Source organism: Clostridium sp. HCS.1, from assembly GCF_047900555.1.
In the GTDB taxonomy this organism is placed as follows: Bacteria; Bacillota; Clostridia; order Clostridiales; family Clostridiaceae; genus Clostridium.
The window spans coordinates 274,791-297,136 of record NZ_CP170704.1 but is presented as its reverse complement, the minus strand read 5'-3'; the positions used below and the strand labels follow the sequence as shown (position 1 = coordinate 297,136).

19 protein-coding genes, 1 tRNA gene and 2 other annotated features (1 of these 22 only partly in view) are annotated in these 22,346 nt (G+C 32.9%); all 20 genes read right to left on the bottom strand.

From position 1 onward, the window contains the following. Nucleotides 1-156: 156 nt before the first annotated feature. Nucleotides 157-2,220, bottom strand: a complete 2,064-nt coding sequence (gene fusA, locus ACFYH6_RS01445; protein WP_416179370.1) for an elongation factor G — start codon at nt 2,218-2,220, stop codon at nt 157-159. A 75-nt stretch (nt 2,221-2,295) separates the two neighbouring features. Continuing rightward, nucleotides 2,296-2,766, bottom strand: a complete 471-nt coding sequence (rpsG, locus tag ACFYH6_RS01440) for a 30S ribosomal protein S7 (protein WP_416179371.1) — start codon at nt 2,764-2,766, stop codon at nt 2,296-2,298. 152 nt (nt 2,767-2,918) lie between these two features. Continuing rightward, nucleotides 2,919-3,299, bottom strand: a complete 381-nt coding sequence (gene rpsL, locus ACFYH6_RS01435) for a 30S ribosomal protein S12 (protein ID WP_008681201.1) — start codon at nt 3,297-3,299, stop codon at nt 2,919-2,921. A gap of 347 nt (nt 3,300-3,646) precedes the next feature. Further along, nucleotides 3,647-7,180, bottom strand: a complete 3,534-nt coding sequence (rpoC, locus tag ACFYH6_RS01430; protein ID WP_316345274.1) for a DNA-directed RNA polymerase subunit beta' — start codon at nt 7,178-7,180, stop codon at nt 3,647-3,649. A gap of 21 nt (nt 7,181-7,201) precedes the next feature. After that, nucleotides 7,202-10,909: a DNA-directed RNA polymerase subunit beta gene (gene rpoB / locus ACFYH6_RS01425; RefSeq protein ID WP_416179372.1), complete on the bottom strand. Its 3,708-nt coding sequence runs from the start codon at nt 10,907-10,909 to the stop codon at nt 7,202-7,204. A 353-nt stretch (nt 10,910-11,262) separates the two neighbouring features. Then, nucleotides 11,263-11,631, bottom strand: a complete 369-nt coding sequence (rplL, locus tag ACFYH6_RS01420; RefSeq protein WP_316345096.1) for a 50S ribosomal protein L7/L12 — start codon at nt 11,629-11,631, stop codon at nt 11,263-11,265. Between the two features lie 31 nt (nt 11,632-11,662). Next, nucleotides 11,663-12,166: a 50S ribosomal protein L10 gene (gene rplJ / locus ACFYH6_RS01415; RefSeq protein ID WP_316345097.1), complete on the bottom strand. Its 504-nt coding sequence runs from the start codon at nt 12,164-12,166 to the stop codon at nt 11,663-11,665. Between the two features lie 38 nt (nt 12,167-12,204). Beyond that, nucleotides 12,205-12,334: a sequence feature (ribosomal protein L10 leader region), on the bottom strand. Between the two features lie 42 nt (nt 12,335-12,376). Further along, the gene (gene rplA / locus ACFYH6_RS01410) at nt 12,377-13,066 is read right to left on the bottom strand and encodes a 50S ribosomal protein L1 (RefSeq protein WP_316345098.1); all 690 of its coding nucleotides are present in this window, start codon (nt 13,064-13,066) and stop codon (nt 12,377-12,379) included. Between the two features lie 52 nt (nt 13,067-13,118). Continuing rightward, nucleotides 13,119-13,544, bottom strand: coding sequence for a 50S ribosomal protein L11 (gene rplK / locus ACFYH6_RS01405; protein WP_316345099.1), 426 nt, complete (start codon nt 13,542-13,544; stop codon nt 13,119-13,121). Between the two features lie 70 nt (nt 13,545-13,614). Then, entirely contained in the window at nt 13,615-14,136 is a 522-nt protein-coding gene (gene nusG, locus ACFYH6_RS01400) for a transcription termination/antitermination protein NusG (protein WP_316345100.1), read from the bottom strand. 34 nt (nt 14,137-14,170) lie between these two features. Continuing rightward, nucleotides 14,171-14,404 (bottom strand): preprotein translocase subunit SecE, encoded by a 234-nt coding sequence (gene secE, locus ACFYH6_RS01395; protein WP_316345101.1) that lies wholly within the window; start codon nt 14,402-14,404, stop codon nt 14,171-14,173. Nucleotides 14,405-14,455: 51 nt separating this feature from the next. Further along, complete coding sequence (rpmG, locus tag ACFYH6_RS01390; RefSeq protein ID WP_066889817.1) at nt 14,456-14,605, bottom strand: 50S ribosomal protein L33; 150 nt, start codon at nt 14,603-14,605, stop codon at nt 14,456-14,458. Between the two features lie 174 nt (nt 14,606-14,779). Beyond that, complete coding sequence (gene tuf / locus ACFYH6_RS01385) at nt 14,780-15,973, bottom strand: elongation factor Tu (protein WP_416179369.1); 1,194 nt, start codon at nt 15,971-15,973, stop codon at nt 14,780-14,782. Nucleotides 15,974-16,108: 135 nt separating this feature from the next. Further along, nucleotides 16,109-16,184: transfer RNA gene (locus ACFYH6_RS01380), tRNA-Thr, on the bottom strand. A gap of 91 nt (nt 16,185-16,275) precedes the next feature. Further along, complete coding sequence (gene sigH, locus ACFYH6_RS01375; protein WP_316343189.1) at nt 16,276-16,920, bottom strand: RNA polymerase sporulation sigma factor SigH; 645 nt, start codon at nt 16,918-16,920, stop codon at nt 16,276-16,278. 69 nt (nt 16,921-16,989) lie between these two features. Continuing rightward, a complete protein-coding gene (locus ACFYH6_RS01370) occupies nt 16,990-17,505 on the bottom strand; it encodes an NYN domain-containing protein (RefSeq protein WP_316343190.1) in 516 nt (171 codons plus the stop codon). A gap of 21 nt (nt 17,506-17,526) precedes the next feature. After that, nucleotides 17,527-18,414, bottom strand: coding sequence for a 23S rRNA (guanosine(2251)-2'-O)-methyltransferase RlmB (gene rlmB, locus ACFYH6_RS01365; protein ID WP_416179373.1), 888 nt, complete (start codon nt 18,412-18,414; stop codon nt 17,527-17,529). A 48-nt stretch (nt 18,415-18,462) separates the two neighbouring features. After that, nucleotides 18,463-18,870: a Mini-ribonuclease 3 gene (locus tag ACFYH6_RS01360; protein WP_416179374.1), complete on the bottom strand. Its 408-nt coding sequence runs from the start codon at nt 18,868-18,870 to the stop codon at nt 18,463-18,465. A 43-nt stretch (nt 18,871-18,913) separates the two neighbouring features. After that, complete coding sequence (cysS, locus tag ACFYH6_RS01355) at nt 18,914-20,314, bottom strand: cysteine--tRNA ligase (protein ID WP_316343192.1); 1,401 nt, start codon at nt 20,312-20,314, stop codon at nt 18,914-18,916. A gap of 12 nt (nt 20,315-20,326) precedes the next feature. Further along, nucleotides 20,327-22,039, bottom strand: coding sequence for a proline--tRNA ligase (locus ACFYH6_RS01350; RefSeq protein ID WP_416179375.1), 1,713 nt, complete (start codon nt 22,037-22,039; stop codon nt 20,327-20,329). Nucleotides 22,040-22,243: 204 nt separating this feature from the next. Further along, nucleotides 22,244-22,346, bottom strand: a binding site (T-box leader); it runs 78 nt beyond the window's last position.

The following is a 22,346-nucleotide window of genomic DNA, read 5'->3' as shown; positions in this document are numbered from 1 at the left end:
AAAATCCTCCTTTTATAGAAATTAGATTATTATAACCTTCTTAGTTATTATATCTAATTTAATCATACTTTTCTATACTTATACAAATTTTCATTTAGTAATGCTACTCATACATTAATTATGAGCAACATTGCTAAATTTTATAACTAAAGTGAATTAATTTCTTTCACTTTTAATTTTTTCTTGAATGCTCTTTGGCACTTCTTCGAAGTGGTCAAATACCATTGAATAAGTTCCTCTACCTTGAGTTCTTGATCTTAAAGTAGTTGCATATCCAAACATTTCTGAAAGTGGAACGAATGCTCTTATTATTTGAGCTCCGTTTATAGCTTCCATACCTTCAATTCTTCCTCTTCTTGAGTTAAGGTCACCCATTACATCTCCCATATATTCTTCTGGAACTGTAACTTCAACCTTTTCTACTGGCTCAAGTAATACTGGATCTGCTTTTGCCATAGCATTCTTAAATGCCATAGATCCCGCAATCTTAAATGCCATTTCAGATGAGTCAACTTCGTGGTATGATCCATGAACTAATTTAACCTTGAAGTTAATAGTTTCATATCCTGCTATAACCCCATTTTTAGCTGCTTCTTGAATACCATTGTCTATAGCTGGAATGTATTCCTTTGGAATAGCTCCCCCAACGATAGCATTTTCAAATTTATATTCTCCTTCAGTTGGTTCCATTTCAATAACAGCATGACCGTATTGACCCTTACCACCTGATTGCTTAGCATATTTAGCTTCAGCTTTAACAGCTTTTCTGATTGTTTCTTTATAAGCAACTTGAGGAGCACCAACGTTACATTCAACTTTGAATTCTCTAGTTAATCTATCAACTATGATTTCTAAGTGAAGCTCTCCCATACCTGCTATAATTGTTTGACCAGTTTCTTGATCTGTATGAGTTCTGAATGTTGGATCTTCTTCAGCTAATTTAGCTAATGCTAATCCCATCTTTTCTTGACCAGCTTTTGTCTTTGGCTCTATTGCTACAGATATAACTGGTTCTGGGAATTCCATTGATTCTAATATTATTGGATTGTTTTCTACACAAAGTGTATCCCCTGTTGTAGTGTTCTTTAATCCAATTATAGCTCCTAATTCACCTGCTTCTAATGACTCAACCTCTTCTCTGTGGTTAGCGTGCATCTTAACAAGTCTTCCGATTCTTTCTTTCTTGCCCTTAGTAGAATTTAATACATATGTTCCGCTTTGCATAACACCTGAGTAAATTCTTGTGAAAGCAAGTTTTCCAACGAATGGATCAGTAGCTATCTTAAATGCTAAAGCTGACATTGGAGCTTCATCTGATGCTTCTCTTGTATCTTCTTCACCTTCTAAAGTAACTCCATTAACTGCAGGAATATCTAATGGTGATGGTAAGAAGGCAACAACTCCATCGATCATTTGTTGAACACCTTTATTCTTGTAAGATGATCCACAGATACATGGAACTATTTCATTAGCTATAGTTGCTTTTCTTAAAGCTACCATTATTTCTTCTTCTGCTAATTCTTCACCTTCTAAGTACTTTTCCATTAACTCTTCATCAGTCTCAGCAACAGCTTCTAATAAAGCCATTCTGTATTCTTCAGCTTGGTCTGCTAAATCAGCAGGGATATCTTCATATCTAACGTCTTTTCCAAGATCATCATAGAATACAATAGCTTTATTAGTTATTAAGTCTACCATTCCTTGGAATTGATCTTCTGTTCCGATTGGAATTTGTATTGGAACAGCGTTAGCTTTTAATCTATCTCTTACAGTGTTGATACATCTAAAGAAGTCTGCACCTGTAGCATCCATCTTGTTTACATATATCATTCTTGGTACACCGTATTTATCTGCCTGTCTCCAAACAGTTTCAGTTTGTGGTTCAACCCCACTCTTTGCATCTAGAACTGTAACAGCTCCATCAAGTACTCTTAATGATCTTTCAACTTCAACTGTGAAATCTACGTGACCAGGAGTATCTATTATATTTAATTCATGGCCTTTCCATTCACAAGTAGTTGCAGCAGAAGTAATTGTTATACCTCTTTCTTTTTCTTGTTCCATCCAGTCCATTTGTGAAGCACCTTCATGAGTTTCACCTATTTTATGTGTTTTACCAGCATAAAATAATATACGCTCAGTAGTTGTTGTTTTACCAGCATCTATGTGAGCCATTATTCCGAAGTTACGGAATTTATCTAATGGATATTTTCTTGCCATCTGTAGTCCTCCTCTCAACGAGTAATTTTAAATTCGACAAAACTGTTTTGGCAAAAGTCCAAAACAGTTTGTATATTAGTATCTGTAATGAGCAAATGCTTTGTTTGCTTCAGCCATCTTGTGAGTATCTTCTCTCTTCTTAACAGCTGCTCCAGTATTGTTAGCTGCATCCATTAATTCTCCAGCTAATCTTTGAGCCATTACCTTTTCGCCTCTTTTTCTTGAAGCATCTAAAAGCCATCTTAGTCCTAAAGTCTGTCTTCTTTCAGGTCTAACTTCTATTGGAACTTGGTAGTTAGCACCACCTATTCTTCTAGCTTTAACTTCTAATAAAGGCATTATATTGTTCATAGCTTCTTCAAATACTTCTAAAGCGTCTTTGCCTGTTTTTTGCGCCACTATTTCAAACGCGTCGTAGCATATTCTTTGTGCTACTCCTTTTTTACCATCTTCCATTACATTGTTTACTAACTTTGTAACAACCTTTGAATTGTATATTGGATCTGGTAATACATCTCTTTTTGCGATATGTCCTTTTCTTGGCACTTTTCTTCCCTCCTTAACATGATAAATTTAAGTTCATTGGTACTCTGCAATAAATATTGCCGTAAAGTGCTTCGCCTCTTCATCTATATAAACTTAATTTGTAAATCTATGTAAATGCTGAAGACAAGCACTAGTGTAGTTAATAGTTTAAACTACTTTTTTGCCTTCGGCTTTTTAGCACCGTACTTTGATCTTCCTTGCATTCTGTTAGCTACTCCAGCACAGTCAAGTGCTCCTCTTACGATATGGTATCTAACACCAGGAAGGTCCTTAACTCTACCACCTCTTATAAGAACAACGCTGTGCTCTTGTAAGTTGTGTCCTACACCACCAATGTATGCAGTTACTTCGAATCCATTTGTAAGTCTTACTCTTGCAATTTTTCTTAACGCTGAGTTAGGCTTCTTAGGAGTAGTTGTTTTAACAACTGTACAAACCCCTCTTCTTTGTGGACACTCATTAAGTGCTGGTGCTGTTGACTTGTTGATAACAGTTTTTCTGCCTTTTCTTACTAATTGGCTAATAGTTGGCATTTTTTCACCTCCTGAAATTTTTTTATCTATATATCTAATATTTAAGATAAAAGCAATTTTATAAATCATTGAAACATAAGTAATAATTTACTTTGTACCAATAATAATTCTAATATAAGTTTCTTTATTTTAATAATTAAAAACCTATATATATTTTACATTTTTTAACAATCATTTGCGATATTTTATATAATTTATTTCTTAGTTATATAAAATATCATAGAGGCATAGCTTTTAACTTTGCCTCCATGAATTCATGCAGACAATTATATTGATGTGTTTCTTAAAAATCACACAATTCGTATTTTATCATTTAAGCATACACATGTCAATAAAATTGAATCTCTTTATTCTATTGAATCTAAAACTTCATTTTCTACTGGAACATCCTCAACATCTATCTTTAGATTTCTGTATCTCATCATTCCAGTACCAGCTGGTATTAACTTACCAATAATAACATTTTCTTTCAATCCAACTAATGGGTCTATTTTTCCTTTGATAGCTGCTTCTGTAAGAACTCTAGTAGTTTCTTGGAATGAAGCTGCTGATAAGAAACTATCTGTAGCTAACGCTGCTTTAGTTATACCAAGTAGTGCTTGCTCTCCCTTAGCTTCTTCACCGCCAAATTCTCTTACTCTAGCATTTTCTTCTTCAAAGTCAAACATATCTATCATAGTACCTGGTAATAGTTCAGTATCACCTGAATCTAAAACTTTAACTTTTCTTGTCATTTGTCTAACAACTACTTCTAAGTGCTTATCATTGATATCAACACCTTGTAGTCTATAAACTTTTTGTACTTCTGATAATAGATATTTTCTTGCACCATCTATACCTTTAATAGCTGCAATATCATGAGGGTTTACTGAACCTTCAGTAATCTCATCACCAGCTTCGATAATATCATCATCTGATACTTTTAATCTTGATCCAAATGGAATTTCATAACTTCTTTCTTCACCATCTTCAGATGTTACAAATACAGTTCTCTTTTTCTTAGTTTCTTCAACTCTTACTGTACCTGGAATTTCAGTTACTATTGCTAATCCCTTTGGCTTTCTAGCTTCAAATAACTCTTCAACTCTTGGAAGACCTTGTGTGATATCGGCTCCAACTACTCCCCCTGTGTGGAATGTTCTCATTGTAAGCTGAGTACCAGGTTCTCCGATTGATTGAGCTGCTATAATTCCTACAGCTTCACCTATATTTATTTTTTGTGCTGTTGCCATGTTCATACCATAACACTTAGAACATACTCCAACTTTACACTTACATGTAAATACAGATCTAATTTTAACTTTTTTAATTCCAGTAGCTGCAACTTTTTCAGCAGTAGCTAAATCCATATATTCATCAGCTTCTACCATAACCTCTCCAGTTTCTGGATTTATAATTGGCTCTGCTGTATATCTACCATAAAGTCTTTCAGCTAATCCTTCGATTGCTTCATTACCTTCTTTGATTTCTGAAACATAGATACCTTCTGTTGTACCACAATCTATTTCTCTTACTATAACATCTTGTGATACGTCAACAAGTCTTCTTGTTAAGTATCCTGAGTCAGCTGTCTTAAGAGCTGTATCAGCATTACCTTTTCTAGCTCCGTGTGTAGAAATAAAGTATTCTAATACTTCAAGACCTTCTCTAAATGAAGCTCTGATTGGTAATTCTATAATCTTACCAGTTGGACTCGCCATAAGTCCTCTCATACCTGCTAATTGCTTGATCTGAGATTTAGAACCTCTGGCTCCAGAGTCAGCCATCATGAATATTGGGTTAAATTTATCCAAGCTATCCATAAGTGCATCAGCTACATCTTCTGTTGTCTTAGTCCATTTCTCTATAACTCTTTCATATCTTTCTTCTTCTGATATGAAACCTCTCTTATACATCTTCTCAATTTTCTCAACCGTTTCATCAGCTTCTTTAAGAAGAGTATATTTAGCCTCAGGTACTATCATATCGGAAGCAGCTACTGTTACAGCTCCAATTGATGAATAGTGATATCCTAAAGCTTTTATCTTATCTAACATTATAGAAGTATTTGTAGGACCGTGAACAGTATAACATTTATCTATTATCTTTCCTAATGACTTTTTAGTTATTAAGAAATCAACTTCTAAGTTAAATTCTTCATCTTTATTATCTCTATTAACAAAACCTAAATCTTGAGGGATAGATTCATTGAATATTATTTTACCTACAGTTGTAGTAATTATTCCTGATCTTACCTCTCCATTTATTTCTTTAAACATCCTTACTTTGATTTCAGCATGTATAGCTATTTCTCCTACTTCATAAGCCATTATAGCCTCATCTTTAGAAGCAAATACTTTTCCTTCACCTTTAGCTCCAGACTTATCCATAGTTAAATAGTATGAACCTAAAACCATATCCTGTGTAGGTACACAAACTGGTTTACCATCTGAAGGTTTCATTATATTACCAGCAGCTAACATTAAGAATCTTGCTTCTGCTTGAGCTTCAACTGATAATGGAACGTGAACAGCCATTTGGTCACCATCAAAGTCAGCATTATATGCTGTACATACTAATGGATGTAATTTTATAGCTCTACCTTCTACTAAAATTGGTTGGAAAGCTTGAATACCAAGTCTATGTAGAGTAGGTGCACGGTTTAATAAGACTGGATGATCAGTAATAACTTCTTCAAGTACATCCCATACTTGATTATTAACTCTTTCAACCATTCTCTTCGCACTCTTAATATTGTGTGCTACACCATCTTCAACTAACTTCTTCATTACAAAAGGCTTAAATAATTCTAAAGCCATTTCTTTTGGAAGTCCACATTGGTACATTTTTAATTCTGGTCCAACAACTATAACTGATCTACCAGAATAGTCAACTCTCTTACCAAGTAAGTTTTGTCTAAATCTACCTTGCTTACCTTTAAGCATATCTGATAATGACTTAAGAGGTCTGTTTCCAGGTCCTGTTACAGGTCTTCCTCTTCTACCATTGTCTATTAATGCATCAACTGCTTCTTGAAGCATTCTTTTTTCATTTCTAACAATAATATCAGGTGCTCCTAGATCTAATAATTTTTTAAGTCTGTTATTTCTATTAATAACTCTTCTATATAAATCATTTAAATCTGAAGTAGCAAATCTTCCACCATCTAATTGAACCATTGGTCTTAAATCAGGAGGTATTACTGGTATTACATTAATAACCATCCATCTTGGATCATTTCCTGATTTTCTAAAAGACTCAACAACTTCTAGTCTTCTTATTATTCTAACTTTCTTTTGTCCAGTGCTTACTTTTAATTCTTCTTTAAGATCTCTTGATTGTGATTCTAAGTCGATTTCTCCAAGTAATTCTTGAACTGCTTCTGCTCCCATTCCAGCTACAAAGCTTTCTTCACCATATTTATCTGCTGCTTCTCTATATTCTTTTTCATTAAGAAGTTGCTTCTTTAATAATGGTGTTTCTTTAGGATCTATTACAACATATGAAGCGAAGTATAATATTTTTTCTAAAGCTCTTGGTGACATATCTAAAAGTAATCCCATTCTTGATGGAATTCCTTTGAAGTACCAAATGTGAGAAACTGGGGCAGCCAGTTCAATATGCCCCATTCTTTCTCTTCTTACCTTAGCCTTAGTAACCTCAACTCCACATCTATCACAAACTATGCCCTTATATCTTACTCTTTTGTACTTTCCACAATGACATTCCCAGTCTTTGATAGGTCCAAAAATTCTTTCACAGAATAGACCATCTCTTTCCGGTTTTAAGGTTCTATAGTTTATTGTTTCAGGTTTTTTAACTTCACCTCTTGACCATTCTCTTATTTGATCTGGTGAAGCTAAACCTATTTGTATAGCATCAAAATTATTCAATTCAAACAAGGGTACATCCTCCCTTCAAAATTAGTGTTCATCATTTACAAAATCATCAAGTTCTAAGTCTTCTTCATGGAAGCCTTCTAATGCAAAGTTATCAAACTCTACTTCTTCCTCAACTTCTTCCTCTAGCATTGTATAACTATCATCTATATTCACATCATCAGAAACAACATCTTCTGTTCCTTCAATGTTAACCTCTAAATCTTCCATATCTTCTTCAGCAAACTCTTTAAGTTTTACTTCTTGGTTATCTCCGTTTAAAACTTTAACATCTAAACATAAAGCTTGAAGTTCTTTTATAAGAACCTTAAATGATTCTGGAACTCCTGGTTCAGGAATATTTTCACCCTTAACTATAGCTTCATAAGTTTTAACTCTACCTACAACATCATCTGATTTAACAGTTAATATCTCTTGTAGTGTATGTGCAGCACCATATGCTTCTAATGCCCAAACTTCCATTTCTCCGAATCTTTGACCACCAAATTGTGCCTTACCACCAAGAGGCTGTTGAGTTACTAATGAATATGGTCCTGTAGATCTTGCGTGTATCTTATCATCAACTAAGTGAGCTAGTTTTAAGATATACATTATACCAACAGTTACTTCATTATCGAAAGCTTCTCCTGTTCTACCATCATATAAAACAGTTTTCCCATTAGCATTATATCCTGCTTTTTCTAAGCATTCTTCTATATCTTTTTCAGTTGCTCCATCAAATACAGGAGTAGCTATATGCCATCCTAATTGACTTGCTGCCCATCCTAAGTGAACTTCTAGTACCTGACCGATGTTCATACGAGATGGAACCCCTAATGGATTTAAACATATTTGTAACGGTCTTCCATCTGGTAAAAATGGCATATCTTCTTCAGGAAGAACTCTTGATATAACCCCTTTATTACCATGACGTCCAGCCATCTTATCTCCAACAGATATTTTTCTCTTTTGAGCTATATAACATCTTACTAGCTCATTAACTCCTGGATTTAACTCGTCACCATTTTCTCTTGTAAATACTTTTACATCAACGATAATACCAGCTTCACCATGAGGAACTCTTAAAGAAGTATCTCTTACTTCTCTAGCTTTTTCACCGAATATTGCTCTTAGAAGTCTTTCTTCAGCAGTTAATTCAGTTTCTCCCTTAGGTGTAACTTTACCAACAAGAATATCTCCTGATCTAACTTCAGCACCTATTCTTATAATACCTCTATCATCTATATCCTTTAATGCATCTTCACTTACATTAGGAATATCTCTAGTTATTTCTTCTGGTCCTAGCTTAGTGTCTCTAGCTTCACATTCATATTCTTCTATATGAATTGAAGTAAATACATCTTCTCTAACTAATTCTTCAGAAATAAGCATAGCATCTTCGTAGTTGTAACCTTCCCAAGTAATGAATCCCATTCTTATATTCTTACCTAGTGCTATTTCACCTAAATCAGTTGATGGTCCATCAGCTAACACTTGGTTCTTAAACACTATTTCACCTTTATCTACTAAAGGTCTTTGGTTTATACATGTACCTTGGTTACTTCTTTTAAATTTAAGAAGCTTATAAGTATCTAATCCGCCATCTACATCTCTTCTAATTCTTATTTCGTTAGAACTTACGTAAACAACTTTACCAGCATTTTTAGCCTTTGGAAGTACTCCTGAATCTACTGCTGCCTTAAACTCTATTCCTGTACCTACTATTGGAGCTTGTGGCTTTAGTAGTGGAACCGCTTGACGTTGCATGTTTGATCCCATCAGTGCTCTTGAAGCATCATCATTTTCAAGGAATGGTATCATAGCTGTAGCTACTGATACAATTTGTCTTGGGGATACATCTATTAAATCAACTTCTTCTGCATTAACAACTAAGATATCATGTTTACTTCTAACAGTAACCCTGCTATCAACAAACTTTCTATCTTCACCAATTGGTTCCTTTGCTTGAGCTACAAGATATAGATCTTCTTCATCAGCTGTGAAGTATCTTATTTCATCAGTTACTATTCCCTTTTCTTTATCAACAACTCTATATGGTGTTTCAATAAATCCATATTCATTAACTTTTGCATAAGTTGCTAAAGAGTTGATTAGTCCTATATTTGGACCTTCTGGTGTTTCAATCGGACACATTCTACCATAATGTGAATGGTGAACGTCTCTAACTTCAAAACCAGCTCTTTCTCTTGAAAGACCTCCAGGTCCTAAAGCTGATAATCTTCTCTTGTGTGTTAATTCTGAAAGTGGATTTGTTTGATCCATGAATTGTGATAATTGTGAACTACCAAAGAATTCTTTGATAGACGCTGCAACTGGTCTAATATTTATTAACATTTGAGGAGTTATTGATTCTTGGTCTTGAATAGTCATTCTTTCCTTAACTACTCTTTCCATTCTTGATAAACCAATTCTAAATTGATTTTGTAATAACTCTCCAACAGATCTTAATCTTCTATTGCCTAAATGATCTATGTCATCAACATAACCTACACCATAAGGTAATCCTAATTCGTAGCTTATAGTTGCAAATATATCATCCTTAACAATATGTTTAGGAATAAGTCTATTTATATTTTTCTTAATTTCCTCTTTAATTACTTCTTCATCATCATAATTATCTAAAATTTCTTTTAGAGTTGGGTAATGAACAGCTTCTTTAATATTTAAGTCACTTATATCAAAAGAAACAAAATTCTTTATGTCAACAAAGTTATTACCTATTACTCTAACAACCTTATCTTCGACTAAAATATCAACTGAATTTATACCAACATTTTGTATTTCTTCAGCTGAAGCTCTACCTATTTTTTTGCCTTGTTCTACTATAATTTCACCTGTTAAAGGATTCACTATATCTACCGCTGCAATTTGGTTAATTAATCTTAAATTTAATGCTAATTTTTTATTAAATTTGTATCTACCAACCCTAGATAAATCATATCTCTTTGCATCGAAGAATAATGAATCGATAAGAGATATAGCACTATCAACTGTAGGTGGTTCACCTGGTCTTAGCCTTTTATATATTTCTAATAAGGCTTCTTCCTTAGTCTTAGTATTATCTTTTTCTATTGTAGCTTTAAATCTTTCGTCTTCTCCAAAGTAGTCTAAAAGTTCTGCATCGCTTCCAAATCCCATAGCTCTCGCTAATATAGATATAGGAAGTTTTCTTGTTTTATCTATTCTTACATAGATAATATCGTTAGAATCTGTTTCATATTCTAACCATGCTCCTCTATTTGGAATTACAGTAGAAGAGTATAATTTCTTACCAGTTTTATCAACATTAAAACTGTAATAAACTCCTGGTGACCTTACTAATTGACTTACTATTACTCTTTCAGCACCATTTATGATGAAAGTTCCTTGTTCAGTCATTAATGGGAAGTCACCCATAAATACTTCTTGTTCTTTGATTTCTCCAGTTTCATTGTTTTGTAATCTTACAGAAACCTTTAGTGGTGCAGCATAAGTTGAATCTCTCTCTTTACACTCTTCCACTGAATACTTAATGTTATCCATATCAAGTTTGTAATCAACAAATTCCAGAACAAGATTACCTGTGAAATTTGTGATCGGATTTATGTCATCAAATACTTCATGAAGACCTTCCTTTAAAAACCATTGATATGAATCTAATTGTACCTCAATAAGATTTGGCATTTCTGTTACATCTTTAATTTTACCAAAACTCATTCTAGTTCTTTTTCCGACTTGGACAGGATGTACCATGAATTTTCACCCCTTGTATAAAACTAAAATAACCAAAAACACACCTTCCCTAAGGACTTTATGTTTTCGGACAACATCACTAATTAGTATAACCAGCTTATAAGCTATTATACATTTTTTTCATATGAATATATACGTACCCATAATGAATAGTACATTTATTGATACTATCACATTATGCTTTTAATGTCAATTATTTTATTTAATAACTTATGTAATGTACAAAATATCTTCTAAATTTTCTAAATTTAATAAAACTATATAAAGTATCCCAGGAATATGATATTTTATATAGCTTTATTTAAGCAATTAAAAAGGTGCTATTATAGCACCTTTTTATTTTATAAAGTTAATTACTTAACTTCTACTTCAGCTCCAACTTCAGCTAACTTAGCTTTCATATCTTCAGCTTCGTCTTTTGAAACGCCTTCTTTAATTGTCTTAGGAGCTCCGTCAACTATTTCCTTAGCTTCCTTTAATCCTAATCCAGTTAATTCTCTAACTACTTTGATTACTTTGATCTTTTGTGCACCAGCGTTAGCTAATACTACATCAAATTCAGTCTTTTCTTCTGCAGCTGCAGCACCACCTGCAACAGCACCTGCAACTGCTACTGGAGCAGCAGCGCTTACACCAAATTCTTCTTCACAAGCTGTAACTAGCTCGTTTAATTCTAAAACAGTCATTTCTTTTATAGCTTGAATTATATCTTCTCTTGTCATTTTAATTGCACCTCCAAATTTTTATCAGTTATTATTCAGCTGATTCTGATTCTTTTTTTTCTTTAATTGCATTTAATAAGTATGCAAGGTTTGATAATGGAGCCTTGAAGCTTCCAAGAAGTTTTGCGATAAGAACTTCTTTTGATGGTATTGTAGCAAGCTTTTCAACTTGTTCTTTGTTGTATATAGTACCGTCTACCATACCAGCTTTTAATTCTAATTTCTTGTGATCCTTAGCAAATGTATGTAATACTCTTGCTGGAGCAGTTGCATCTTCATAACCGAATGCTATAGATACTGGTCCTTCTAAGTATTCATCAAGACCTTGAATTCCTAATTCGTTAGCAGCTAATACTACTAGGTTGTTTTTATAAACCTTGTATTCAACACCTGCTTCTCTTAAGTTCTTTCTTAAAGCTGTGTCTTCTTCAACTGTTAAACCTTGATAGTTTGCTAGAACAACTCCTTGAGCTTTTTCTAGCTTTTCTTTTATTTCAGCTACCTTAGCTTCTTTAATTTGTCTATTCTTATTCATTACTGTGTGTCCACCTCCTCACAGTTTTTTAACTGCAATTTTATATTAAGAAAGGCCTTCCCATAGACATAGGAAGACCAACAATAATTACTTACCTTGGTATTCCTCGGTAGGCAATTATTTAAACCTTTCGGCACCTACTGTCTTTGGAATTAGTATTCTTTTTTTCAACAGTTAAGATTATATTAAATAATCTTTTACTTGTCAATACTAATCTAAAACTTTTGTTGGGTTAATCTTTGCTCCAGGTCCCATAGTGCTTGAAACTGATACTGACTTAACGTATTGTCCCTTAGCAGCTGCTGGTTTAGCTTTTATTAAAGCATCCATTAAAGCGTGGAAGTTTTGTTGTAACTTTTCAACTCCGAAAGATTTCTTTCCAATTGGGCAGTGAACTATAGCAGTCTTATCAACTCTATATTCTACTTTACCAGCTTTGATTTCAGCTATTGCTTTAGCAACATCAAATGTTACAGTACCTGATTTTGGGTTTGGCATTAATCCCTTAGGTCCTAAAACTCTACCGATTCTACCAACAACACCCATCATGTCTGGTGTAGCTACAACTACATCATAATCAAACCAGTTTTCACTTTGGATCTTTTGAACTAATTCTTCAGCTCCAACGAAATCTGCTCCTGCTTCTTGAGCTTCTTTAGCCTTTTCTCCCTTAGCGAACACTAAAACTCTTACAGTTCTACCTGTTCCGTTTGGAAGAACAACAGCTCCTCTAACTTGTTGATCTGCATGTCTAGGGTCTACACCTAATCTAACATGTAATTCTATAGTTTCATCAAACTTTGCTTTAGCAGTTTTAACAGCTAAATCTAAAGCTTCAGATGGAGTGTATAATGCACTCTTATCTATTAATTTTGAACTTTCAATATAATTCTTTCCCATAATTTGCCTCCTTTGTGGTGTTAGCGGTTTTTACCTCCCACTTTTTTACGAATTACTCTTCAACAGTTACTCCCATACTTCTTGCAGTACCTTCGATCATGCTCATAGCAGTTTCGATGTTTGCTGCATTTAAGTCAGGCATTTTTAACTCAGCAATTTTTCTCACTTGATCCTTTGTTAATTTACCAACCTTAGTTCTGTTTGGAACACCTGAACCACTTTCGATTCCTAATTCCTTCTTTATAAGAACTGCTGCTGGTGGAGTTTTTAGTATAAAACTAAAAGATCTATCTTGGTAAACTGTTATTACTACTGGTATTATTAATCCAGCTTGGTTAGCAGTCTTTGCATTAAACTCCTTACAGAATCCCATAATATTAACACCATGTTGACCTAATGCTGGTCCTACTGGTGGTGCTGGTGTTGCCTTACCTGCAGGAAGTTGAAGTTTAATCATCCCTGTTACTTTCTTAGCCATGTTAATATTCCTCCTATACTGTGGTAATACGGACTTGAGTCCTCCCACTTTATTAAAACATTAGCTTATATTAAACTAATTTTTCAACTTGTGTAAAATCTAGTTCAGCTAGAGTTTCTCTGCCAAACATATCAATTAACGCTTTAATCTTGCGTTTTTCAAGATTTATCTCTTGAATTGTAGCCACGAACTCTCTTAGTGGCCCAGAGATAACTCTCACACTTTCCCCTACTTCTAAATCTATTTCTACAGGTGCTTCTTTAACACCCATAGACTCAATTTCCTCATCAGTTAGGGGTACTGGTTTAGAAGCTGGGCCAACAAAACCTGTTACACCCCTTGTGTTTCTAACCACATACCATGACTCATCTGTCATTAGCATTTTTACTAACACATATCCAGGAAACTTCTTCTTTAGTGAAATCTTTTGCTTTCCATCTTTCTCTTCTACAACTTCTTCCATAGGCACTTGAATGTCTTGTAATAAGTTTTGAAGATTTCTATTTTCAATGGTTTTTTCAAGATTCGCCTTAACTTTGTTTTCGTAGCCTGAGTATGTGTGTACAACATACCATCTTGCTCTTTCGCTCATATTTTCTTATAGGCTATATTGCCTAAACCTCCTTTTATTTAAATTTAAAAATCCATTCAAAGAGGTTTTGAAAAATATAATCTAACCCGCCTACTAATACTACATATATTAGTACAACTACGCCAACTGCAATTAACGCTTTTTTAGTTTCATTTTTAGAAGGCCAAGTTATTCTTTTAACTTCTGCCTTAACCTCTCTAAAAAATTTAAGTAATCTGCCTTTATTAGGTGATTTCTTAGTTAAATTTACATTTTCCTTAACAGCCATTACTTCACATCCTTAATCTTTGTGAGTATATGTCAACACTATATCAGCTAATTATTTTGTCTCTTTATGAAGTGTATGTTTTTTACAGAACTTGCAGTATTTATGCATTTCTAATCTGTCTGGGTTATTCTTTTTATTTTTCATTGAATTGTAATTTCTTTGCTTACACTCTGTGCACGCTAAAGTTACCTTTACTCTCACAGTCTGCACCTCCAGTTTACCGTAAATAATATAAAAATCTACTACTTTATGTTAATTTGTTTTCGTTAATTACTTAAACACATTATCACAAAATAGCTATTATGTCAATATATCAGCATTACATAGGACTAGGTAATGAAACCCAGCCCTATATAACACATTTTTAGCTTATTACTATTCTATTATGCTAGTAACAACTCCTGAACCTACAGTTCTTCCACCTTCTCTGATAGCGAATCTTAATCCTTCGTCCATAGCAACTCTAGTGATTAATTCAACGTTCATATCGATGTGGTCTCCTGGCATAACCATTTCCATTCCTTCTGGTAATTTGATTGAACCAGTAACGTCTGTTGTTCTGAAGTAGAATTGTGGTCTATATCCATCGAAGAATGGAGTATGTCTTCCACCTTCTTCTTTTTTAAGTACGTATACTTGACCTACGAACTTGTTGTGTGGCTTAACTGATCCAGTCTTTGCTAATACTTGACCTCTTTCGATGTCAGTTCTTTGAACTCCTCTTAAAAGAACTCCAACGTTATCTCCAGCTTGCGCTTCGTCTAGTAACTTTCTGAACATTTCTATTCCTGTTACTACTACTTTTCTGCTTTCTTCTGCTAATCCAACGATTTCTACTTCGTCTCCTACGTGAAGAACTCCTCTTTCAACTCTTCCTGTAGCAACTGTTCCTCTACCAGTGATTGTGAATACATCTTCTACTGGCATTAAGAATGGCTTATCTGTTGCTCTTTCTGGAGTTGGGATATAGCTATCAACAGCTTCCATTAATTCTAAGATTGGTGCTATAGCTTTTTCATCTGTTGGGTTTTCTAATGCTTGTAAAGCTGAACCCTTTATTACTGGAATGTCATCTCCTGGGAAGTTGTATTCTGATAATAATTCTCTAACTTCCATTTCAACTAATTCTAATAATTCTTCATCATCTACCATATCAGCTTTGTTTAAGAATACTACTATGTAGTCAACTCCAACTCTTGATGCTAGTAGGATGTGTTCTCTTGTTTGTGGCATTGGACCATCTGCAGCTGAAACAACTAAGATAGCTCCATCCATTTGAGCAGCTCCTGTAATCATGTTCTTAACATAGTCAGCGTGTCCTGGACAGTCAACGTGAGCATAGTGTCTGTTTTCTGTTTGGTATTCAACGTGAGCTGTATTGATTGTGATTCCTCTTTCTTTTTCTTCTGGAGCCTTATCAATTTCATCATATTTAAATGATTCTGCTAATCCTCTGTTTGCTAAAACAGTTGTGATTGCAGCTGTTAAAGTTGTCTTACCGTGGTCAACGTGACCGATTGTTCCAATGTTTACGTGTGGTTTGCTTCTTTCGAATTTTTGCTTTGCCATTGTAAAATCCTCCTTTAATCTTTGTAATAAACTTTGCCTAGCGTTTTCTAGCTTATTGGTTAATATATTGAGCCCACTACAAAGATCAAAGCAAATTAATTACAATAATCACACTTAGTGAGCGCTCAACTATATTGGAGCTCACGATCGGGATTGAACCGACGACCTCCGCCTTACCAAGGCGACGCTCTACCTACTGAGCTACGTGAGCATTTCCATCTTAATTTTTTGGTCTACATTTTAATATACCAATTATAAAGTTTACTATTATTCAAAAAATTTGTCAATAAAAATTTAATGACTTATTTTTCATAATAAAGACATTTTTCTAATTTCCTTTTAACTCTTTGAAGTGCATTATCAATAGACTTCGCTTGCCTATCTAAATCACAAGCTATTTCTTGATAAGATTTCCCATCTAAATAAGATTGAAGAACCTCCATTTCAAGATCAGAAAGCACCTTTGCCATTTCTCCCTCTATATGTTTTATTTGCTCTTTTCCTATAATAAGTTCTTCTGGATCAGTAATCTTTAGTTCAGACAAAACATCAATTAATGTTCTATCTGAATCTTCTTCATATATCGGTTTGTTTAAAGATATATATGTGTTAAGAGGTATATGTTTTTGTCTCGTGGCAGTTTTTATAGCAGTTATTATTTGTCTAGTGACACAAATCTCTGCAAAAGCTTTAAAACTAGTTAATTTATCAGCTTTAAAATCTCTTATAGCCTTATATAATCCTATCATACCCTCTTGATAAATATCCTCTTTGTCAGCTCCAATAAGAAAATATGATTTTGCTTTAGCCTTTACAAAGCTCTCATATTTTGAAATTAAGTATTCTTGAGCTCTACAGTCACCTTTCTTAGCTTCATCAACCACTTCTTCATCAAGTTTATTTTCAAATTCAGTAAATAAACCTTCTTTTCTTCTAGCGCTCTCCACTATATATCCCCCCTTTTAATGCCTATATAATATAAATTCCCATATTACAAATTCTCATATTACAATATATTATTTGCTTCGTCTCATAGCTTCAAGCTTTTCTAATATATCATCATTCACATTATCTAATAAATTATTTTTGTTGGATAAATTAGTATTTTTCAATGTTTTTCTTTTAATTCTATTTTCTGTATCAAGAACCTCATTATAAAATTCAATGGAAGAAATTCTTACTGCTCCTCTTTGAAAAATAGTTTGTTGCTCAAGCCAGTCTGAGGTAACTACATATACTTCATACCTTCTACCTAAATTATGAACTTCTCTTTCTATATAGGAATCAGCTGTTTCACCATCCTTGGTAAAAACTATGCTGATATTATTATTTATAACTTCCTTCTTTTCAATGCTTCTATTTACCTTATGGGCATCAAAAACAATTATAATTTTACATCCTTCATAAACTGAATAATTATGTAAACTATCTATCAAGGTTTGTCTGGCTCCATCAAAACTATAATCTTTTTGAATCTTTAAATTTGGCCAGCTATTTATAACGTTATACCCATCAATAAACATTATCTTCACATGGTACCTCTTTAGGCTAAGCTATTTTGCTAGCCTTCCTTTTAATATTTCATACATCATTATACCACCTGCAACTGAAGCATTTAAAGAATTTATTTTCCCTACCATAGGGATTTTAACTAATTTATCGCACTTTTTCAAGGTAAGCTTAGATATTCCTCTTCCTTCACTTCCTATAACTATTGCACATGGTCCATTGAAATTAACTTCATAGCTATACTCATCACCTGCTATATCCGCTCCATATATCCATAGGCCAGACTTCTTTAACTCATCTATTGCTACATTTATATTTGTTACTTTAGCTATTCTCATATGCTCTATAGCTCCTACAGAACATTTATAAACAGTAGATGTAATACCAACATTTCTTCTCTTAGGTATAATAATTCCATGTGCACCACATAATTCAGCTGTTCTTATTATAGAACCTAAATTGTGAGGATCTTCAATTTCATCCAAAATAACTACAAATGGATCTTGACCTCTTTTCTTTGCTAAATTAAGAATATCAGCTATTTCAGAATACTTAAATGGTGTTACTTGAGCTATTACACCTTGGTGATTAGTGCCACCGCTCATTAAATCTAGTTTTTTTCTATCTACTTCTTTTAATACTAATCCCTTATCTCTAGCTATATTTATTATAGCTTTTATAGAACCTTCCATATGTGTGTTAGAAATATATACTGCTTCAATTGTTCTATCACTTTTTAAAACTTCCATAACAGCATTTCTACCAATAATTAAATCTTCTCTAACTTCTGCTTCATTTATATCATTATCTCTATCTCCAATGACTTTTCTATTATCCTTAGAAAACTGTCTTTTAGGAGGTCTTTGATTATTCTCTGTCATTTCTCTTTCCATTCTAGCTCTCATTCTTGCTTCTCTTGTTCCTTTAGTCATAATAATCACTCCTTATCTATATTATATACTTTTCTCACCTTATGTTAACTATATTTCAGTAGACTTTTCTAATATATTAAATAGTCTTTCCTTATTTCCTGTCAAGTATAAGAAACCTATTAAAGCTTCAAATCCTGTTGCATTTCTATAATCTATTACATTTGCATTCTTGGGAACAGTAGGAGATTTTGCATTTCTGCCTCTTTTATAAATATACATTTCTTCTTCTGTTAAATCATTTTCTATTCTATGTATTATGGAAGATTGACTCTTTGCCTTTACATATCCAATAGCCTTTATATGCATCTTATGTGCAGAAAGGTCAGTTTGGTTTGAAAGTATAAAGTTTCTTATATATATTTCAAAAACACCATCCCCTATAAGTGCCAACTGCAAAGGATTTAATTGCCTAGCTTCTTCCTTACTAAATTCTCTAATTCTTAAATCCTCTAACATATTCTTCTCCTTTAAATAAAGGCTGCAAAATGCAGCCTATATATTAATTTATTTTTTTCCATCTAACACCTTGAGGTGTATCTTCTAAAATTATATTCCTAGCTTTTAAATCATCTCTTATTTTATCTGCTAGTGCAAAATCTCTATTTTTTCTTGCTTGTTGTCTTTCTTCAATTAACTTTTCTACTTCATCCTCTAAGCTACCCTTAGTAGATTTTTGAAGTATACCTAATGGATTTCCAAGTTCTCTAATTAACTCTAAAGCTTTCTCGCAAAGTTCCTTAGAAGATTCAATAGATATATTGGTGTTTATATCCTTAATTAAATCAAATATAGCTGTAATGGCATCTGCTGTATTAAAATCATCATCCATCTTATCTATATATCTTTGTCTATACACATCTAAAGATTTTAAATAACTTTCTTCATCACTATCCATCTTTTCAGTCTTAACTTCATCAATTAAATTTTCAAGATTTGCTACAGCGTTATATAATCTTTCTACTGATGCCTTTGCAGATTCCAATAAATCATCACTAAAATTTAATTGTACTCTGTAATGTGCAGATAACATTAAGAATCTAATTACATCTGAATCATATTTTTCAAGAGCATCCCTTGCAGTTAAAAAATTATTTAGAGACTTAGACATTTTTTGATTATTAACATTTAAATAAGCTGAATGCATCCAATAATTAGCAAAAGGCTTTCCTGTTAATGCTTCACTTTGAGCTATCTCATTCTCATGATGTGGAAAAGCTAAATCCATACCACCTGCATGAATATCTATAGTTTCTCCAAGTAATTTCTTTGCCATGCATGAGCATTCTATATGCCATCCAGGTCTGCCTAAGCCCCAAGGACTTATCCAAGCAGGTTCTCCTGGTTTTTGAGATTTCCATAAAGCAAAATCCATAGGATCTTCTTTTCTTTCATCAACATTTATTCTAGCTCCAGATTGAAGATCTTCTAAACTTTGTTTTATAAGTTTTCCATAACCATTGAATTCCTTAGTTCTAAAATAAACATCTCCATCAACTTCATAGGCATAGCCTTTATCTATTAATCCTTCTATAAAATCTATAATGTCTTTTATATATTCTGTTGCTCTTGGATTAATTGATGCTCTTTTTATATTTAGTCCATCAGCATCTTTATAATATTCATCTATATATTTATCACCAATGCAAGCAACTGTTGTTCCTTCTTCATTAGCTTTTCTAATCATTTTGTCATCTATATCAGTAAAGTTTTGAACAAATTTAACATTATATCCTTTATACTCTAGATATCTTCTAATAGTATCAAAAACTATAAATGTTCTACCATTTCCTATATGAAAATAATTATAAACAGTAGGTCCACAAACATACATCTTAACTTCTCCTGGAGTAATTGGTACAAACTCCTCCTTTTTTCTAGTTAAGCTATTATAAATTTTCATTTAATCGCCTCCTTATCTAACAGATAATTTATTCCTTTTAAACTCTTCTCTTACCTTATCTAATACATCTTCAATTTTAACATTTTCCATATCAGATGTTCTAAGTTTAAATTCAACTTCACCTTCTGAAATTTTCTTTCCTACTGTGATTCTCATAGGTATTCCCATTAAATCTGAATCCTTAAACTTAACTCCTGCTCTCTCATTTCTATCATCTAGAACTGCATCAACACCTATTTCTTTTAACTCATTGTAAATCTTATTAGCAATTTTCATTTGCTCTTCATCTTTTATGTTTACTGGTATCACATTTACATGATATGGTGCTACAGCTAAAGGCCACACTATTCCATTCTCATCATTATGCTGTTCTATTATTGATGCCATAGTTCTAGTTACACCTATTCCATAACAACCCATTATAAATGACTTTTCCTTACCATTTTCATCTATAAAAGTAGCTTTCATAGCCTCTGAATATTTTGTTCCAAGCTTAAATATATGCCCTACTTCTGTTCCTCTTGATATAGTTACTTTTCCACCACAAACTGGGCAATTTTCACCTTCAGTTATATTTCTATAGTCACCTACTACACCTTCAAAATCTCTACCATAGTTTACATTTTCAATATGGTATCCTGTTTTATTTGCTCCTACAATAAAATTGTACATATTAACAACTTCTTCATCAACTAATAAAGTATCTACCTTTATATTTATAGGTCCAGCAAATCCAACTTGTGCATTAGTTGCTTTAAATACTTCTTCTGGTGTCGCCATATTTAAATTAACTACTCCACCTAAAGCATTAGTTACCTTAACTTCATTAACTTCTCTATCTCCTCTTACCATAACTGCAACTATTTTATCATCAGCATTAAATATTAAAGTTTTAGCAAATTTCTTTTCTGTTGTATTAAAGAATTTAACTAATTCTTCTATTGTCTTAATATTTGGTGTTTCAGTTTTAACTAATTCCTTTAATTCTTCTAATTCAGCTTTTTCTACAGTTGATGGAGCTTTTTCTATATTAGCTGCATAATCGCAAGCTGTACAGAAAACTACATCATCTTCGCCTACTTCTGATTTAACCATAAATTCAGCTGAATTTGAACCACCAATTGCTCCTGAATCAGCTTCAACTGGTTTAGCATCTATTTCACATCTATTAAATATCTTAATATATGCTTCTCTCATTTTGTTATAAGAAATATCTAATCCTTCTTGATCCTTATCAAAACTATAAGCATCCTTCATTATAAACTCTCTAGATCTCATAACTCCAAATCTTGGTCTTCTTTCATCTCTGTATTTAGTTTGTATTTGATAAAGATTTACTGGTAGTTGCTTATAAGACTTAATTTCATTTCTAGCTATATCTGTAAATACCTCTTCATGAGTTGGTCCTAAGCAGAAATCTCTATTATTTCTATCCTTAAGTCTGAACATTTCTTCCCCATAAACATCCCATCTACCTGATTCTTGCCAAAGTTCTGCTGGTAATACTGCTGATGCTAGGAATTCTTGTGCTCCAGCCTCATTCATTTCATCTCTTATTATGTCTTCTACCTTCTTTAGAACTTTTAATCCTAATGGCATATAGTTATATATTCCTGATGCCATCTTTCTTATCATACCAGCTCTTAACATTAATTTATGGCTATTAATTTCAGCTTCAGCTGGAACCTCCCTTAATGTTGATACTAACATATTAGACATTTTCATTATTTGTTCCTCCTATTATTCCTATCATTATATTCAAAACTAATATTGCTTAGATAAAATTTAAGTGCTTTTTATAAAAAATTTTATAATTCATCTTATATAGTGTTTATCCATTTTTAATAATAAATATAAATTAAACTTAAAAATACCTTTTAAAATATATTTTTTTGTAATTTTATAAATAAAAAAAAGCTCACCCTAATTAATTAGGGCGAACTTATATCGCGGTACCACCTAAATTTGTGCTCTAATAATTTTAACGATATTAAACCGATAGTTTTTACCTACAACTCCAAAGCTGGTTCAA

Coding starts and splice junctions, on each gene's coding strand:
- fusA (WP_416179370.1), bottom strand. CDS start 2,220: ATGGCAAGAAAATATCCATTAGATAAATTCCGTAACTTCGGAATAATG.
- rpsL (WP_008681201.1), bottom strand. CDS start 3,299: ATGCCAACTATTAGCCAATTAGTAAGAAAAGGCAGAAAAACTGTTATC.
- rpoB (WP_416179372.1), bottom strand. CDS start 10,909: ATGGTACATCCTGTCCAAGTCGGAAAAAGAACTAGAATGAGTTTTGGT.
- rplL (WP_316345096.1), bottom strand. CDS start 11,631: ATGACAAGAGAAGATATAATTCAAGCTATAAAAGAAATGACTGTTTTA.
- rplJ (WP_316345097.1), bottom strand. CDS start 12,166: ATGAATAAGAATAGACAAATTAAAGAAGCTAAGGTAGCTGAAATAAAA.
- rplA (WP_316345098.1), bottom strand. CDS start 13,066: ATGGGAAAGAATTATATTGAAAGTTCAAAATTAATAGATAAGAGTGCA.
- rplK (WP_316345099.1), bottom strand. CDS start 13,544: ATGGCTAAGAAAGTAACAGGGATGATTAAACTTCAACTTCCTGCAGGT.
- nusG (WP_316345100.1), bottom strand. CDS start 14,136: ATGAGCGAAAGAGCAAGATGGTATGTTGTACACACATACTCAGGCTAC.
- secE (WP_316345101.1), bottom strand. CDS start 14,404: ATGGCTGTTAAGGAAAATGTAAATTTAACTAAGAAATCACCTAATAAA.
- tuf (WP_416179369.1), bottom strand. CDS start 15,973: ATGGCAAAGCAAAAATTCGAAAGAAGCAAACCACACGTAAACATTGGA.
- rlmB (WP_416179373.1), bottom strand. CDS start 18,414: ATGACTAAAGGAACAAGAGAAGCAAGAATGAGAGCTAGAATGGAAAGA.
- ACFYH6_RS01360 (WP_416179374.1), bottom strand. CDS start 18,870: ATGTTAGAGGATTTAAGAATTAGAGAATTTAGTAAGGAAGAAGCTAGG.
- cysS (WP_316343192.1), bottom strand. CDS start 20,314: ATGAAAATTTATAATAGCTTAACTAGAAAAAAGGAGGAGTTTGTACCA.
- ACFYH6_RS01350 (WP_416179375.1), bottom strand. CDS start 22,039: ATGAAAATGTCTAATATGTTAGTATCAACATTAAGGGAGGTTCCAGCT.